The sequence below is a fragment of the Pseudomonas sp. HUK17 genome, from assembly GCF_001566765.1.
Genome location: NZ_LSMW01000005.1, coordinates 36,325 through 51,365, shown reverse-complemented (window position 1 = coordinate 51,365; position 15,041 = coordinate 36,325). Strand labels below are relative to the sequence as shown.

General features: G+C 66.4%; 18 protein-coding genes. 8 read left to right on the top strand and 10 right to left on the bottom strand.

The features are described from left to right. The first annotated feature begins 61 nt into the window (after positions 1-61). A complete protein-coding gene (gene lpxC / locus AX284_RS02330) occupies positions 62-976 on the top strand; it encodes a UDP-3-O-acyl-N-acetylglucosamine deacetylase (RefSeq protein WP_068383383.1) in 915 nt (304 codons plus the stop codon). A 59-nt stretch (positions 977-1,035) separates the two neighbouring features. Here lpxC and AX284_RS02325 read toward each other — a convergent pair whose 3' ends face one another. From AX284_RS02325 to AX284_RS02310, 4 genes are all read right to left on the bottom strand, one after another. Continuing rightward, positions 1,036-1,374, bottom strand: a complete 339-nt coding sequence (locus tag AX284_RS02325; protein WP_068383381.1) for a HopJ type III effector protein — start codon at positions 1,372-1,374, stop codon at positions 1,036-1,038. After that, positions 1,371-1,664 (bottom strand): DUF1244 domain-containing protein, encoded by a 294-nt coding sequence (locus AX284_RS02320; protein WP_064307907.1) that lies wholly within the window; start codon positions 1,662-1,664, stop codon positions 1,371-1,373. Before AX284_RS02320 ends, AX284_RS02325 begins: the two co-directional genes overlap by 4 nt. Before the next feature lie 15 nt (positions 1,665-1,679). Continuing rightward, positions 1,680-2,378 carry a dihydromonapterin reductase gene (gene folM / locus AX284_RS02315; RefSeq protein ID WP_064307908.1) on the bottom strand — a complete coding sequence of 233 codons (699 nt, stop codon included), beginning with the start codon at positions 2,376-2,378 and terminating at the stop codon, positions 1,680-1,682. Between the two features lie 95 nt (positions 2,379-2,473). Then, positions 2,474-3,034 carry an antibiotic biosynthesis monooxygenase gene (locus AX284_RS02310; RefSeq protein ID WP_026083804.1) on the bottom strand — a complete coding sequence of 187 codons (561 nt, stop codon included), beginning with the start codon at positions 3,032-3,034 and terminating at the stop codon, positions 2,474-2,476. A 220-nt stretch (positions 3,035-3,254) separates the two neighbouring features. Between AX284_RS02310 and AX284_RS02305 the strand changes: the two genes are divergently transcribed. The 3 genes from AX284_RS02305 to AX284_RS02295 all read left to right on the top strand — a co-directional run bounded on the left by AX284_RS02305 (position 3,255) and on the right by AX284_RS02295 (position 4,882). Next, a complete protein-coding gene (locus AX284_RS02305) occupies positions 3,255-3,704 on the top strand; it encodes a flavodoxin (RefSeq protein WP_068383379.1) in 450 nt (149 codons plus the stop codon). Positions 3,705-3,816: 112 nt separating this feature from the next. Beyond that, positions 3,817-4,200, top strand: coding sequence for a CidA/LrgA family protein (locus AX284_RS02300; protein ID WP_068383377.1), 384 nt, complete (start codon positions 3,817-3,819; stop codon positions 4,198-4,200). Beyond that, positions 4,193-4,882: an LrgB family protein gene (locus tag AX284_RS02295; protein ID WP_017640695.1), complete on the top strand. Its 690-nt coding sequence runs from the start codon at positions 4,193-4,195 to the stop codon at positions 4,880-4,882. Before AX284_RS02300 ends, AX284_RS02295 begins: the two co-directional genes overlap by 8 nt. Here AX284_RS02295 and AX284_RS02290 read toward each other — a convergent pair. Next, a complete protein-coding gene (locus tag AX284_RS02290) occupies positions 4,879-5,685 on the bottom strand; it encodes a SirB1 family protein (protein WP_068383375.1) in 807 nt (268 codons plus the stop codon). The genes AX284_RS02295 and AX284_RS02290 overlap by 4 nt on opposite strands. A 206-nt stretch (positions 5,686-5,891) precedes the next feature. Between AX284_RS02290 and AX284_RS02285 the strand changes: the two genes are divergently transcribed. Next, a complete protein-coding gene (locus AX284_RS02285; RefSeq protein WP_017640693.1) occupies positions 5,892-6,359 on the top strand; it encodes a phosphate-starvation-inducible protein PsiE in 468 nt (155 codons plus the stop codon). Between the two features lie 87 nt (positions 6,360-6,446). Here AX284_RS02285 and AX284_RS02280 read toward each other — a convergent pair whose 3' ends face one another. Beyond that, positions 6,447-9,062 carry a DEAD/DEAH box helicase gene (locus tag AX284_RS02280; RefSeq protein ID WP_017640692.1) on the bottom strand — a complete coding sequence of 872 codons (2,616 nt, stop codon included), beginning with the start codon at positions 9,060-9,062 and terminating at the stop codon, positions 6,447-6,449. A 124-nt stretch (positions 9,063-9,186) separates the two neighbouring features. Here AX284_RS02280 and AX284_RS11925 point away from each other — a divergent pair, with 124 nt between their 5' ends. Then, complete coding sequence (locus AX284_RS11925) at positions 9,187-9,357, top strand: hypothetical protein (protein WP_017640691.1); 171 nt, start codon at positions 9,187-9,189, stop codon at positions 9,355-9,357. 94 nt (positions 9,358-9,451) lie between these two features. On the opposite strand, the gene pyk is transcribed toward AX284_RS11925, so the two are convergent. Further along, positions 9,452-10,903 (bottom strand): pyruvate kinase, encoded by a 1,452-nt coding sequence (pyk, locus tag AX284_RS02275; RefSeq protein ID WP_007162037.1) that lies wholly within the window; start codon positions 10,901-10,903, stop codon positions 9,452-9,454. A gap of 286 nt (positions 10,904-11,189) precedes the next feature. On the opposite strand from pyk, the gene AX284_RS02270 reads away from it, so the two are divergent. Together AX284_RS02270 and AX284_RS02265 are read left to right on the top strand one after the other, a co-directional pair. Beyond that, positions 11,190-11,576 carry a tetratricopeptide repeat protein gene (locus AX284_RS02270; protein WP_017640690.1) on the top strand — a complete coding sequence of 129 codons (387 nt, stop codon included), beginning with the start codon at positions 11,190-11,192 and terminating at the stop codon, positions 11,574-11,576. A 56-nt stretch (positions 11,577-11,632) separates the two neighbouring features. Then, the gene (locus AX284_RS02265; protein WP_068383675.1) at positions 11,633-11,995 is read left to right on the top strand and encodes a PilZ domain-containing protein; all 363 of its coding nucleotides are present in this window, start codon (positions 11,633-11,635) and stop codon (positions 11,993-11,995) included. Here AX284_RS02265 and AX284_RS02260 read toward each other — a convergent pair. From AX284_RS02260 to AX284_RS02250, 3 genes are read right to left on the bottom strand one after another with little or no spacing between them, the layout of a single operon-like run. Continuing rightward, entirely contained in the window at positions 11,980-12,792 is an 813-nt protein-coding gene (locus AX284_RS02260; RefSeq protein WP_064307936.1) for a hypothetical protein, read from the bottom strand. The genes AX284_RS02265 and AX284_RS02260 overlap by 16 nt on opposite strands. Further along, positions 12,789-13,784, bottom strand: coding sequence for an AAA family ATPase (locus tag AX284_RS02255; protein WP_068383373.1), 996 nt, complete (start codon positions 13,782-13,784; stop codon positions 12,789-12,791). The genes AX284_RS02260 and AX284_RS02255 overlap by 4 nt, the downstream gene beginning before the upstream one ends. After that, positions 13,762-14,979, bottom strand: coding sequence for a DUF4350 domain-containing protein (locus AX284_RS02250; RefSeq protein ID WP_068383371.1), 1,218 nt, complete (start codon positions 14,977-14,979; stop codon positions 13,762-13,764). The genes AX284_RS02255 and AX284_RS02250 overlap by 23 nt, the downstream gene beginning before the upstream one ends. Positions 14,980-15,041: the final 62 nt, after the last annotated feature.

The following is a 15,041-nucleotide window of genomic DNA, read 5'->3' as shown; positions in this document are numbered from 1 at the left end:
TTCTGCTATCATCGCGACTTCGTTGAACACCATTCGCACCCTGCGACCGAGCGGCCCTGGCATGATTAGACAACGCACCCTCAAGAACACCATTCGCGCCACCGGCGTCGGCCTGCATTCCGGGGAGAAGGTGTACCTGACCCTGAAGCCGGCTCCCGTCGATACGGGGATCGTGTTCCGTCGCACCGATCTCGATCCGGTCGTGGAAATCCCGGCCTGGGCCGAGAACGTGGGTGAAACCACCATGTCGACCAACCTGTTCAGCGACACCGGCGTCAAGGTCGGTACCGTTGAGCACCTGCTGTCGGCCATGGCCGGTCTGGGTATCGACAATGCCTACGTCGAGCTGTCCGCTGTCGAAGTGCCGATCATGGACGGCAGCGCCGGTCCCTTCGTGTTCCTGATCCAGTCCGCGGGTCTGCAGGAACAGGAAGCGGCCAAGCAGTTCATCCGCATCAAGCGTGAAGTGAGCGTCGTCGACGGTGACAAGCGCGCCACCTTCGTGCCCTTCGACGGCTTCAAGGTGACCTTCGAGATCGACTTCGATCATCCGGTGGTCAACAACCGCACCCAGAAGGCCTCGGTGGACTTCTCGAGCACCTCCTTCCTCAAGGAAGTCAGCCGTGCCCGTACCTTCGGCTTCATGCGCGACCTGGAATTCCTGCGCTCGCACAACCTGGCCCTGGGCGGCAGCGTCGACAACGCCATCGTGGTGGACGAGAAGGGTGTGATCAACGAAGACGGTCTTCGCTACGAAGACGAATTCGTCAAGCACAAGATCCTCGACGCCATCGGCGACCTCTACCTGCTGGGCAAGAGCCTCATCGGCGAATTCCGTGGCTACAAGTCCGGCCATGCCATGAACAATCGCCTGCTGCGTGCGCTGCTGGCCGATCGTGATGCCTGGGAAGTGGTGACCTTCGAAGACTCCGGTCTGGCACCCATTTCCTATATGAGACCCGCGGCTGCCGTCTGAGCCCGGTCCCAAGCAAAAGCCCTGCATCCGCAGGGCTTTTTTTATGATCGCCGAAAGGTCTAGCGACGCGTCAGGGGCTCGCCCTGAAAGCTCACGCCGGCCAGGCCCTGGGCGACGAGGGCGCGGATGTTGGCGTGATCGCTGCCCTCCGGCGTCTGCAGCACGCTGCGGTAGTGCTCGCCAAAGGCCAGCAGGGCTTCCTCATCGCTCAGGCCTTCGAGCTTGGCCAGACCCAGGGTCTTGCAGGAGCCTTCGTTCTGGCCGGCGGCATTGTCCACCCCGCCGTTGCGAAAGGCGGTGGGCTGGTAGTGGTAGTGCTCGGCGACGAAGGCCAGGGTGTCGGCGAAGGCGTGATCGCCCTGGGCTAGGCTGGCGCGAAAGCGGGAGAGGTCGCTCATTTGCGCTGCTGCTCCTGGAAGGCCGCGGCCTGGGCCGGGGAGGCCTCCGTCTGATGCTGGGCTTTCCAGTCCGCGTAGGGCATGCCGTAGACGACTTCGCGGGCGTCATCGAGACTCAGCTCCAGACCCTTGTCGTCGGCTGCGGCCTTGTACCACTTGGACAGGCAGTTACGGCAGAAGCCGGACAGATTCATCAGGTCGATGTTCTGCACATCGGTACGCTTGCGCAGGTGCTCGACCAAGGTGCGGAAGGCGGCGGCCTCCAGTTCCAGGCGGTCTTGTTCGGTCATGACTGATTCCTCTTGCTAGCGACGGCCATGGCGCAGGTGGCGCCCGCCGTTGACGGTGAAGGTGCTGCCGGTCGCGTATTGGGTCGACAGCAGATAGAGCACGGTATCCACGATGGGGTCGGCGCCGGGTTCGAAATCCAGCAGCGCCTTGTCCAGGGTCGCCTGGCGATAGGCCTCGTCGGCGCCTTCCTTGAAGATCAGCAGCCCTGGCGCGATGGTGTTGACCCGCACCGTGGGGGCAAGGGCCTCGGCAAAGGACAGGGTCAGATTGTGCAGGGCGGCCTTGGTGGCGGCGTAGCCGATGTGATTGCGGCTGCCACGGGTCGCGCTGTCGTCGCCGATATGGATGATGTCGGCCCGGGGTGCGGCCAAGAGCAGATCTTGCAGGCCCAGGTTGAGGTGATAGGGCGCTTCCAGATGCAGGCGATAGAGCAGCCGCAGATTGTCCAGGCCATCTTCAGCCCAGACCGAGGCGTTGTGCACGATACCGCGCAGTGCGGGGTGACGTTCATGGAGCTGCTGCAGCAGGGTGTCACGCTGCGCCTCTTCGGTCAGATCGACCTGATAGGCTTCGAGCTCGAGGTCACGCAAGGGGCCGGGATCGTCGCGATAGACGGCAATGACGGGTTGGCCCTCGGCCAGCAGCCGGCGGGTCAAGGCGAGACCGACGCGGCGATTGGCACCGGTGACCAGAAGGGGAAGGGTTGCGGACATGAAGGGTACCCGATCCTGATGAGCGAAGCGGTCATGAGGCTGGCCGCTATTGTACGCATTCGACTCGTCAGGATGCAGGCTGATCCGCTATCGACCTAGCGAGCGCTGCCTCGCCAGCCATTGGCCCGCGATGAGGCGTTGTGCAGCCAGCCCTTCAACGCCCGGGTGATGAGGGGAATGAAGACGCAGACCATCACTGGGGTAAGGATCAGGGTGCTCAGCAGGATGCGTGGCAGCAACGGCAGATGTGCCAGGTAATCGCCAAAGGCGGCATTGAACAGCAGGGAGATGGGAAAGAACGCCAGCCAGACGGCGATGCTCTGCTTCCAGCGCGGCGGCGGCTGCAGGCCGGCACCGAACCAGTCGTCCATGCCCTGAGCCCGTCGTGCCTGGGGCGCTTCGAACAGGCCCTGGCCACGCTCCAGCCAGAGGCGCCGGGTGTCCGAGTGTTCCCACTCGTCGAGGGTCTGGGGGCAGGCGAAGCGAAAGATGATCTGCACCAGGTTGTCGCCCGGTGGCGGGGTCAGGACACCCGAGCCGAGATAGCCGGGATACCCGGTGGCCAGGGCTTCGCCTTCGCGTAGCCAGACCAGAAAGGCGTCGTATTGGCCGGCCGCGACGCGCCGCGCGACCATGAGGGTAACAGGCTGATTCATGCTCCAACTCCGGGCGATCGGGCCGGATAGGCCGGATGCCGTCACGCCGCCGGGTAGGCGGACAGGTGGCGAAAACGCCTGGTGTAGCAGGCGGCGCTAGCATAACAAGCCTTGAGACCCTTGGCTGCAGCGGGGGTTGCCAGCGGAGGCGTCTTGCTGACGGAGCGCCAAGCCCTGCCGGGCCAGGCATACTGGGCGGGATTCCACGCAAGAGGTCCGTATGAAAGTCGCACTGTTGAATGGCTCGGTCTATGGCACCGCGGAAGATATCGCCCGTCAGGTGAAGGCGCGGCTGAGCGCGGCAGGCCATGAGGTCTGGCACCAGCCCAATGCCGATCTTGCCAGCCTGGAGGCCTTCGCACCCGAAGCCTTGCTGGCCATTACCTCCACCACCGGCATGGGCGAACTGCCCGCCAATCTCGAGTCGTTGTATTTCCAGCTGCGCGATCGGCTGCCGCCCTGGTCCGGACGGCCCGGCGCCGTGCTGGCCCTGGGTGATTCCAGCTATGGCGACACCTATTGCGGTGGCGGCGAGCTGATGCAGGAGTTGTTCGCCGAGCTGGGGCTGCGCGAACTGCTGCCCATGCTGCGCATCGACGCCAGCGAAACGGTAACGCCGGACGAAGATGCCGAGCGCTGGGTCGCCGAGGTCATCGCCACGCTGGGCTGATCTTGCCCAGGCGGCAAAGCTGCTTTACCCGTTCTGATCCCGCCGCCTGGCCCGGTTTGCTGTCTTCGTCCCCTCAGCCTCGGTATCCTTGAGCGCCTGATGACTGTTTGAAATGGAGCCCTGGGTGAATAGATATCTGCGCCTGGCTCTGGAGCTGTGCGGATTGGGCGCGCTGTGGGGCGTGGGTACCTGGCTGGCGACCTCCTTCGCCTTGCCGGTACCGGGCGGTGTGGTAGGGCTGGCCATGCTGCTGTTGCTGCTGGCCGCGCGCCTCGTCGAACCGGAATGGTTGCAGGGTGGCGTGCGTCTGCTGCTGGGTGAGATGCTGCTGTTCTTCATTCCCGCGCTGTTGAGTCTGCTCGACTACGGCCCCCTGCTGCGGCAGGAGGGCGTGCGTATCCTTTTGGCGATCCTGCTCAGCACCGTGCTGACGATGGTCGCCACCGCCTATACCGTGGACTGGATGTTCCGCCGCCGGGGGCGTCGCGATGCTTGATCTGCCCGGACTCTTCTGGCTGCTGCTGACGGTGGCGGGCTATGTGGTGAGTCGACTGCTCTATGCCCGGTTGCGCTGGTATGTGGTCAGTCCGATCATCTTCGTCACGGTGCTGCTCTATGCCGCCACCCTCTGGCAGCAGGTGAGCTATGCCGAATACGCCCACTACAGCCACTGGCTGATCACCCTGCTGGGACCGGCGACGGTGGCCTTTGCCGTGCCGATCTGGCAGCAACGCCGCTTGCTGGCGCGCTACTGGCAGGCGCTGCTGGCCGGACTCTGCGTCGGCAGCGGTGTGGCCATCGGCAGTTCCTGGCTGCTGGCCCGGCTGCTGCTGCTCGACGACCGGGTGCTGCTGTCCATGTTGCCGCGCTCCATCAGCACCCCCTTCGCCATGCCGATGTCCGCGACCGTCGGCGGCGTCCCCGAATTGACCGCGGCCTTCGTGATGATCACCGGACTGGGTGGGGCCATCCTCGGCAGCCTGCTGATCAAGCTGCTGCCGCTCAAGTCGGCGCTGGCCCGTGGCGCCCTGTTCGGCATGGGCGCCCATGGCGTGGGCACCAGCAAGGCCTACGAGGTCGGCCTGGAAGAGGGCACTGTGGCCGGCCTGGTCATGGTACTGGCCGGCCTGAGCAATCTGCTCGGTGCGCAGCTGGTGCTCTGGCTGTTACGCGGCTAGTGCAGGGTGGCGGAAGGGGCGCTCAATTGCTCCAGCCGCCGCCGTACCTGCTCGCGTTCGGCATCGTCTTCGCTGATCAGCAGGGCGTGCTGCAGGTCGTAGCGCTCGGCCTGGGGACAGTCGAGTTGGCGGTACAGATCGGCGCGCGCCAGATGATCGATGACCCCGACCGCTCCCAGTTCGATGACGCGCTGGGCATCCTTGAGCGCGGCCAGCGGCTGGTCGCTCTGGCGATGCAATTCACGCAGATTGCGCGAGAGACGCTGCATCATCTGCCGCGGCCCCAGGGGCGCCAGATAGCTGGCCTGCAATTGCGCAGTGGGGCCGAATTGATCCACCAGGAGTTGGCGGCAGTCGTTCATGTACAGGCGTCGCCCGCCGAAGGGTTCGAGCAGATGATCCGCGCCCGGCACGCGCAGCAGGAAATGGCCGGGAAAACCGATGCCCTGCAGGTCGATCTCCAGGCGTCGGGCCAGTTCCAGGGCCACCAGGGCGATCGACAGGGGTTGGCCGCGCCGTCGCGCCAGAACCTCATCGAGTAGGGCAGCGGTGGGATTCAGGGGCCACTCGGCGGCGCGAAAGCCGGCATCGCACAGTTGCCGTAACAAGGCCTGGGCACGCTCGGCGTGACTGGCATCGCCATCCAGGGTGGCGACCAGACGCAGGGCCAGCTCATCCAGCGAGTGCAGCAGGGCGGAGGGATCGATCTGTTCATGGTGCTCGGCCGCGATCCACAGGGCGGCTTCCAGCAGCCGGGGATCGGGCCGGTCCAGGCAGGCGAGGCAGAATAGACGCGCGTCCACAGCAGACTCCAGGGCCCTTGGGGCCTTTTCCTCAGGTTTTAGCCTGCCAGCGCCGGGCCGTCCAGTCTGCGACAGTTGTGCACTGGTCGGCGGTCCGGCTTCCCGCTATAAGAACGGCTAGTGCCAGAGCAATCTTGAGAGTGGGAGTTCCACATGGACGAATCTTCGAATGGACGTCTTCACCCTTGTGCAGGGAGCAGCCGGCCATGAAGTGGGCAGACAGCGGTCGCAAACGCATGCACGACGGGGCGAACTCCCTTGGCAACCTGATGGTGGAAGGTTTCCACTACTTCGGCCTGTTCGCCATCGGCGCGGCCACGGCCTGGGCCTCGGTGATGGCCTTCATGGGCATGGTCGACAAGGGCCAGGCGAGCATCGATGACATTCTCCTGCTCTTCATCTACCTGGAATTGGGTGCCATGGTCGGCATCTACTTCAAGACCAACCACCTGCCCATCCGCTTTCTGCTCTACATCGCCATCACTGCCCTGACCCGCTATCTGATCGGCGATGTCTCGCACCATCGGCCACCGGATGCCGGGCTGCTGTATCTCTGCGGCGGGATCTTTCTGCTGTCGCTCTCGGTACTGGCGGTCCGCGTCGCCTCGAACAAGTTTCCTTCCAGTAAGGTGCTCGATGCGACGGGGGATGTGGTGGGCGAGGGCGACAAGTAGCTTGCGCAGTCCCTATCCGCTTCGCTCCTGGCGACGCGGCTGGCTGAGCCAGGTGCCGCGCCGTCAGGATGACCAGCCGGTCGGGGCCTAGCGATCCAGTGGCGCCAGCAGCTGGGCCAGGTCACTTTCGGTCAGACGCCAGTCGCCGCTGTTCTCGCTGAGGATGCCCGCGCTCAGGCGCGCCTTTTCCTGTTGCAGCTGCTGAATGCGTTCTTCCAGGGTGCCGCGGGCGATCAGCTTGTAGACGAACACCGGCCGGTCCTGGCCGATACGGTAGGCGCGGTCGCTGGCCTGCTGCTCGGCGGCCGGATTCCACCAGGGATCGAAGTGGATCACGGTATCCGCCGCGGTCAGGTTGAGACCGCTGCCGCCGGCCTTGAGGCTGAGCAGGAACACCGGTACCTCGCCATTCTGGAAGCGTTGCACCGGGGTGCGCCGATCCCGCGTCTCGCCGGTCAGGGTGACGTACTCGATGCCGCGCTGATCGAGGTCGGCGGCGATGAGATCGAGCATGCTGGTGAACTGGGAGAACACCAGGACCCGGCTGCCGCCGGGCAGCAGGGCGTCGAGTCGTTCGTTCAGCGCCGCCAGTTTCGCCGAGGGCTTGGCCACGCTGTCGTCTTCGTTGGGCACCAGGCGCAGATCGCAGCAGACCTGACGCAGCCGTAGCAGGGCATCGAGGATCAGCAGTTGGCTGCGGCCGATGCCCTGGCGGGCGATCTCGGCGCGGACGCGTTCGTCCAGCAGCAGCCGCAGGTCCTCGTAGCGCTCGCGTTGCGCCGTGCTGAGTTCCACCAACTGGATGATCTCGGTCTTGGGCGGCAACTCGCTGGCGACCCGCTGTTTGGTACGGCGCAGCATGAAGGGCCGCACCCGTGCCTTGAGCGCCGCCAGGCGCTGCACATCGCCTTCGCGCTCTACCGGGATGCGATAGGCCTGCTTGAAGCCCTTCTCGTCCCCCAGCCAGCCAGGCATCAGGAAGTGGAATTGCGACCAGAGTTCGCCCAGGTGGTTTTCCAGCGGTGTGCCGGTCAGGCAGAGGCGATGGCGGGCGCGCAGGTGGCGTGCGGCCTGGGCGGCCTTGGTGGCGGCGTTCTTGATCGACTGGGCTTCGTCCAGCACCTGCAGATGGAAGTCGTAGCTGGCCAGGCGCTCGGCATCACGGGGCAGCAGCGCATAGGTGGTGAGCACCACGTCGTGCTCGGGAATGCGCTCGAAGCGACTGCTGCGGGCGCTGCCCTGCAGGGTCAGCACGCGCAGACCAGGGGCGAAACGGGCGATCTCGTCCTGCCAGTTGGGGATCAGACTGGTCGGCATGACGATCAGCGCCGGCGCGGTCAGGCGGCCGGCGGCCTGTTCGACGAGAATGTGCGCCAGGGTCTGCAGCGTCTTGCCCAGGCCCATGTCGTCGGCGAGGATGCCGCCGACGTCCAGTTCGCGCAGGGCCTGCAGCCAGGCCACGCCTTCGCGCTGATAGGGGCGCAATTCGGCATGCAGGGTGTCCGGCAGGACCACTGGCTCGGCGGCATAGCTGCGCAGGCGCTCGGCGAAGCTTCTCAGGCGTTCGCCGCCTTCCCATTCCAGCGGCAGGCGCTCGTCCAGTTCGGCCAGACGCGCGGCGTCCAGGCGCGGCAGGCGCAAGGCACGGTCCTGGCTGAGACGGTCGGTGGCATAGAGTTCACCGAGGATCTGCAGGATCGGCTTGAGTCGCCCCAGGGGCACGGCGACCCGTTGCACCCGGCCCTGCTGGCCGGTAACCCGCGGAGGATCGATGCGCAGCAGCACGGGTTCGTCGTCGGCGCGTTTGGCCAGCATCGCCGGTTCGTACTGCGAGGGTTCGCGGCGGATGGCGTCGATCAGCAGCGGAATCAGACTGACGCGGCGCTGGCCCAGGCGGATGCCCAGCTCGACATCGAACTGAGCATCGGCGGCGGTGTGGCCCTGCACCTCTTCGAGGTGGCCGTACCAGCCTGCCACCGGCGTCAGGTCGAAGGTGAATTCGGGCTGGGCTTCGATCTGCCAGCCGGCTTCGCGCAGGCCGGGGATGACCTGCTGCACGAATCTGAGCCAGGCGGGGTCGTCCGGCAGTTCGAACATCTCGCCCCTGTCCTCGGGCAGCGCAGCGCTGCGCCGGGTCGCCAGGCGCAGCCCGTGATCGAGCAGCGTCTGCCGCCAGCGTTGTTCGGCCTGCAGCTGGCGAGTGGGATAGCTGGCATCGGGGGTGCGGGGCAGGGCGCCGAACAGCCGCCGTGGGCCATAGGCGAAGGCCAGGGCGGCGCGATGGCGCACCGTGGGCCTCATCTTGCCGATATGGCGGTCGTAATCGATCTGGGTATGGCTGCCGAGGGTTAGCACCGGTTGCGGCAGCTCCGGATTGGCGACCGGCGTGGCCGGCAATTCGGCCTCACTGCGTTGCAGCCGTTCGAGCTCGATGAGGGCGGCGGCGGCATGCTTGCAGTTGCGGCCGACCGGACAGGTGCAGCGGGCGTCGACCCGCCAGGCGGTCTCGCCCGCGCGCAGGCTGATCGCCTGCCGATAGGCCGGCCCGGCCGGGCTGTGGCACTCGGCATAGAGCTGGCCCTTGGCGGCCGAGCGCAGCTGCACCAGGCCGTCGAGCGCCAGTCGCCGACCACGCTCGTAGTTGCGCTCCGTGAAGGCGCCTTTCCAGTCCTGCCACTTGAGCCGTTCGAAACGTAACGCCATCGTTCACCCAGGCTGTTCGCACCAAACCGGCTATTCTGCCACAGTCGGCCGGACGCTCGTCGGACTCCCTTGATCTATGTGAGAATGAGAATATAGTGCATTTAACAGGGTGAGGAACGAGACGATGCGTGAACAACCGTTAGCCAGCGTAGCCCTGATCAAGGCCAGCCGCCTGGAGGCCCGACGGGAAGGGCGCCTGCGCTCGTTGCAGCGTGGCATCCTGATCGCTTGCAGCCTTGGCGTGCTCGGCGCGGCCGCCTTGCACCTGGCGTACCTCGCCCTGGGCGGTTTCTAGGCCAGCCAGGTCTTGTCTGGTCCAAGAAAAAGCCCCGAGCAGTCGCCTGTTCGGGGCTTTTTCGTCAGCGCCGGTCAAGGACCGGCGGCAGGGATCAGACCAGCAGGTCGCCCACGCGGTACATCTTCATGGTGTTGGTGCCGTCACGCTTGGTGTAGCTGTCGCCCTTGGTCAGGATGACCCAGTCACCGTGCTCGACGATGCCGCGCTTGAGCAGCTCGTCCACCGCCGCCTGGCTCACCTTGTTCGCCGGCATGGTGGTCGGGTCGAAGGGGATGGTGTGCACGTTGCGGAACAGCGCGGTGCGGGCCTGGGTGGCGCGGCTCGAGGCGAAGGAGAAGATCGGCACCGAGGAGCGCAGGCGCGACATGATCAGCGGGGTGTAGCCGGTGTCGGTCAGGCTGATGATGGCCTTCACACCCGGGAAGTGGTTGGCCACGTAGATGGAGGCCAGGGCGATACTCTCGTCCCACCGGGTGAAGGTATGGCCCAGGCGGTGGCTGGACAGCTTGCTGGTGGGCTGCTTCTCGGCACCGACGCAGACGCGCGCCATGGCCTTGACCGCTTCCACCGGGTACTGGCCGGCGGCGCTCTCGGCGGAGAGCATCACGGCATCGGTGTTGTCCAGCACGGCGTTGGCCACGTCGGAGACTTCCGCGCGGGTCGGCATGGGGCTGCTGATCATCGACTCCATCATCTGGGTCGCGGTGATCACCGCCTTGTTGAGGCGACGGGCGTGGGAAATGATGCGCTTCTGGATGCCCACCAGCTCGGCATCACCGATTTCCACGCCCAGATCGCCCCGGGCCACCATCACGGCATCGCTGGCGTGGATCAGGCCGTCCAGGGCTTCGTCGTCGGCCACGGCTTCGGCGCGCTCAATCTTGGCCACCAGCCAGGACTTGCCGCCGGCGGCTTCCATCAGGCGTCGGGCTTCGTGCATGTCTTCGGCATCACGCGGGAAGGACACGGCCAGGTAGTCGACCTCCATGGAGGCGGCCAGCTTGATGTCTTCGCGGTCCTTGTCGGTCAGCGCCGGGGCGGTGAGGCCACCGCCACGACGGTTGATGCCCTTGTGATCGGACAGCGGGCCGCCGATCAGGGTGGTGCAATGCAGTTCGGTGGCGGTCATGCCTTCCACGCGCAGGACCACGCGGCCATCGTCCAGCAGCAGTTCGTCACCCACACGGCAGTCGGTGACCAGGCCCGGGTAGTCGATGCCGACCACTTCTTCGGTGCCTTCGGTGCGGGGATGGGCGATGGACAGGCGGAAGGGATCGCCGACCTTGAGTTCGATGCGCTTGTTGACGAACTTGGCGATGCGGATCTTCGGACCCTGGAGGTCGCCGAGCAGGGCGACATGGCGACCGTGCTTGGCGGCGAGATCCCGTACCAGCTGACCACGAGCCCGGTGCTCGTCGGGCGTGCCATGCGAGAAGTTCAGGCGGGCGACGTCGATGCCGGCGATGATGAGCTGCTCGAGGACTTCCGGAGAATTGCTGGCCGGGCCCAGGGTGGCGACGATCTTGGTACGGCGATAAATCATGCAGTCTTTCCTTTAGCGGATTGCAATCATGAGTCGACGCCTCGGAACCTGTTCAGGATCTGCTGCGCGTCGGCCAAACGGCGTTGAAAATGCCTTGTTTGTCTCTAGCTCGCGAGAGCGTGAACAGGTGCTCGGCGCCGAGTCGACGTAGAACACGGAGCGCACCTCATTGTAGCGCTGTCGCGTGGCCAGCACATGACGGCTTTTCGCAGCTCTGTCACACCAATGGTCGTTTGCCCTCAAGAAGCGGGCCCCGGCGCCGATCTAGCGAACAGGAGGACTTTTCATGCGCCCTTATCTCTGCCTGTTCCTGCTGTTCGGCCTCAGCGGCTGCACCAGCGTTTCGATGAATTCCTATCTGGATGCCGCCTATAAATCCTACAGCGAAGGCGACTGCACCAATGCTCTGCTGCAGATCTCCCAGGCTGAGCGCAAAGGCCGGGCACGGCCCTGGCTGCAACCGGAATTTTCCATGCTGCGCGGCCAGTGCCTGGAGCAGCAGCAACTGTACGCCGACGCGGCCCAGACCTATCGTTTCATCCAGGTCCGTTTTCCGGCCAGCGAATACGCCTATCGGGCCCAGGCCCGACTGGACACCCTGCGCCAATTGGGGCTAGATGGCGGAACGGCCGTTGCGACGCCCCAGCCGGTGCGAAAACTACCGCAGCGCTGAGCTTTCCAGGACGTTGTCGGTAACGTGGCTTTACCGTGTGCAGGATGAATCGCACCATGACTCAGAATCGTCGTATCGAGCGCCACCAGCTGCCCTACTATCTGAAGGTGTTCAACCGCTTCACCGACAAGCCCATGGGCTACATCGGCAACATTTCCCGCGAGGGACTGCTGATGATCAGCCAGTTGCCCATGCTGGTGAATGCGCGCTTCGAGCTCCGCCTGAAGATTCCGGGGCAGGACGGCCAGCTGCACTTCGTCGACTTCGACGCCTGTTGCCAATGGAGTCATGAAGACGTGACGCCGGGCAACTATGACTCGGGTTTCAGCGTCGCCGAACCGCCAGCCGAATTCGCCGAGTTGATCGGCGTACTGCAGCACTATTTCACCTTCGGCCGCCTTTCTCAGTCGGCGATCTGATTCCGCTCGCCGGCGTTCCACAGGTGCAGCAGGCGAACGGGTAGATCCGCTGTTTCGCTGAGGGGCAGCCGGCAAATTCCTCGTCGCTCCAGACGCGCGGCCATTCGCTCGCTTTCAATGCTGGTCTGCCAGGCTGCGGCATAGCGTCGGGCATCGCGCCAAGTGCGGATGTCGCCAGGCTCTGCCATCTGCCGTAGCGCGGTGTCGACCAGCCAGAGCTGCAGGCCGCGCCGGGCCAGCTCCAGCCGCGCGAGCCAAGCCACCAGGCTGTCATCGAGCGGTGCCATGATCACCAGGACACTGCCGGGCTGCGCCTGTCGGCAGAGCCGTGTCAGCGCCGCCTTGAGGTCGGCCGTCGCATCTGCAGTCAGCTCCGGTAGGGCAGCTGGCGTAAAGGGGCGATTAGGCGTGGCGGCCGCCAGCAGGCGCAGTTCGGAATCGAGGCCATAGAGCCGCACCTCATTGCCACTGGCTGCCAGGGCCCGCCAGAAGCTCAGCGCCTGGTGGTGGTCTTCGGGCCGGCCGGCTTTTCCTTGTCCTGGCGTAGCCATGTCGGCGATCAGCAGGTGCAGGGTGGTGTCCGCCCGCAGGCGTGCCCGGGGTGCCGGCGTGAGAGGAGACGGATGCCCCCTGGTCCCCATCCGGCGGGCGTTCAGCCATTCGAGGACGGCCAGCCCCAGGAGCAGCAGGGCGCCGGTCGCGGGCAACCCTTGCCAGCGCAGGGGCGCCAATCCTCCTAAGATCAGGCTCAGCAGCGCCAGGGCGACCAGCGCCAGCGGCAGGCGGCGCCGGATCATGGGCGCGGTGCCGGACACTGTCCCAGCAGCTTGAGGATCTGGCCGTCCAGGCTGTCGCCTTCGAATTCGCGCTCCGGCGTCAGCCGCAGGCGCGGACGTAACACGGCGGGCAGCAGGGAGCGCACATCCTCGGGCGTCACACTGTCGCCCCCGCGCAGGAAGGCCTGAGCCTGGGCAAGCCGTAGCAAGGCCTGGGCGGCGCGCGGCCCGGCGCCCTGCTCGAACGCCGGCCACTCCCGGGTGAGACGGATCAAGCGCACGGCATGGTCGAGGATCGGCTCCGCCGCCGGGATCCCTGCCACCAGCCGCTGCAGGGCTGGCAGATCGCGCTCCTGCAGCAGCGGGCGCAGGGCTGCCGCTTCCAGGGGATCGGTGTGACCCTGTTGCACGGCCTGGCGCAGGGCGGCGAGTTCCTGGCCTTCCGCCGGCCACTCGAGCCGCAGTTGCACCAGGAAGCGATCCCGCAGCGCCAGGGGCAGGTCGCTGCCGGGGCTGCGGGTGGCGATCACCATGAAGGGCGCGGGCAGCGGTACCTGGCGGCCTTCCAGGCTCAGCTGGCGACCTTGCAGGGCGTCGTCCAGCAGATTGAGGACCGGTGGCGGAGCCCGGTGCAGGTCTTCGAGCAGCACCAGGGAATTGAACAGCGGGCCCCGGCGCAGGCGGGCGCTGTCGCTGCCGGCGTCCATGACGATTTCGCCCGCCACCTCGCCAGGCGTCAGCGCCGGATGGCAGCGCAGTCGGGCGAAGCCGGCGTCCAGGCTGGCGGCCAGGGCGCGGGCCAGCAGCGTCTTGCCCGCGCCGGTCGGCCCTTCCAGCAGCAGATGACCGCCCGCCAGCAGGGTGGCGAGCAGGCCTTCCACGGCGGCGTCCTGCTGCGGCAGCACCTTGAGCAGCGCCTGCCGCAGGGCCTGCAGCCGGGTCAGGGCGCGGGCCTTGACGCCGGTTTCGCCAGGGTCCGCTTGAGCGGCGTCAGGAGGGTAGCTGTCGGTCATCGGAAGTCCTCGGGAACGGGGGGCGCAGGGCCAGGCGCAACAGGCGCAGCTGGGCGATGCGACGGGTGAAGTCACGAGCGGAAAGGCGCGTCGGGCTGGGGCGCATCGCCTCGCCCACTGCGCGGGTACTCAGGCCGCTCAGCCGCGCAAGATGCTGCCAGCGCTCGGCCACGCCCTGGTCGGCGAGTTCGGGACGGCGGCGCTGCAGCTCGCGCTGGATGTCGCGCTGCAGAATGGCGATCAATTCGGGCCAGCGCTCGGGGTCGCGACGAGGTGCCGGATCCCGTTGCCGGCGTCTCAGCCAGAGTCCCGTCGCCAGCGTCACCAGCAGAAGCGCCAGGCCATAGCGTTGCAAGGCCGCTAGCCACAGCGGGATCGGCGGCGCGGGCGCGATCAGGGTCACCGGCGCGCCTTGGGTCAGATACCACAGCAGCCAGGCATTGTCGTACTGGCCGAGGCGGGCGTTGCTCCAGAGGTCGGTGTCCGACAGGAGGGTCACGCTGCCATCGCCCCAGGGCAGCATCAGCATATGGGTGGCGCTGGTGCTGCTGGCCCAGGCCAGCGCCTGATCGCCGACATCGAACAGGTGGCGACTGTCGTCGAAGCCGAGATAGGCGGGGGCATCGTCCTCGGCGAGATAGAGCTGGGTCAGATTGGGCCAGAGTGGCAGCGCCATGATCGGCGGGGCGGCGCCGCCCAGCTCGCGGGTCGGCATGGGACGCACGCCCAGGGTCGCGCTGAGCGCCAGGGTGCTGTCATCGGCGACGGCCACCAGATGGCCGCCCGCTTCGACCCAGTCCAGCAACGCCTGGGCCTGGGAATCCGCCAGCGGTGGGTTGCCGGCCAGCCAGAATCTGACGCCTGCGGCGGGTAGTTCGTCGAGTTGCTCGGATTGGCCGCGTTGCACCCGGCTGCCGAAGTGCTGCAGGTAGGCGACCGCCAGGGCCTGGGGATCGGCGTTGCTGCTGCTGGCGAGCTGGGTGGCGAGCTGGCGGGCGGTGTGGCTGTCGAGTCCCTGATGGGTCAGGCGCAGGCTGGCCGGGCCGCTGTCGGCCTGCGGCGGCAGGGGGCAGGACAGCGGCTCCTGTTGGGCCAGGCAGGCCAGCGACAGGGTCAGCGCCCAGACGGCGGCACCCAGGCGTGCGGCGATACCTCGGCACCTGGAGCGAGCGGAGAGCCGATCGACTGAACGCATGGGAAGAGAGGATACGCGGGTAGACAGACGCCAAAGCCTAGCGGGTGGGGGCGCTCGGGAGC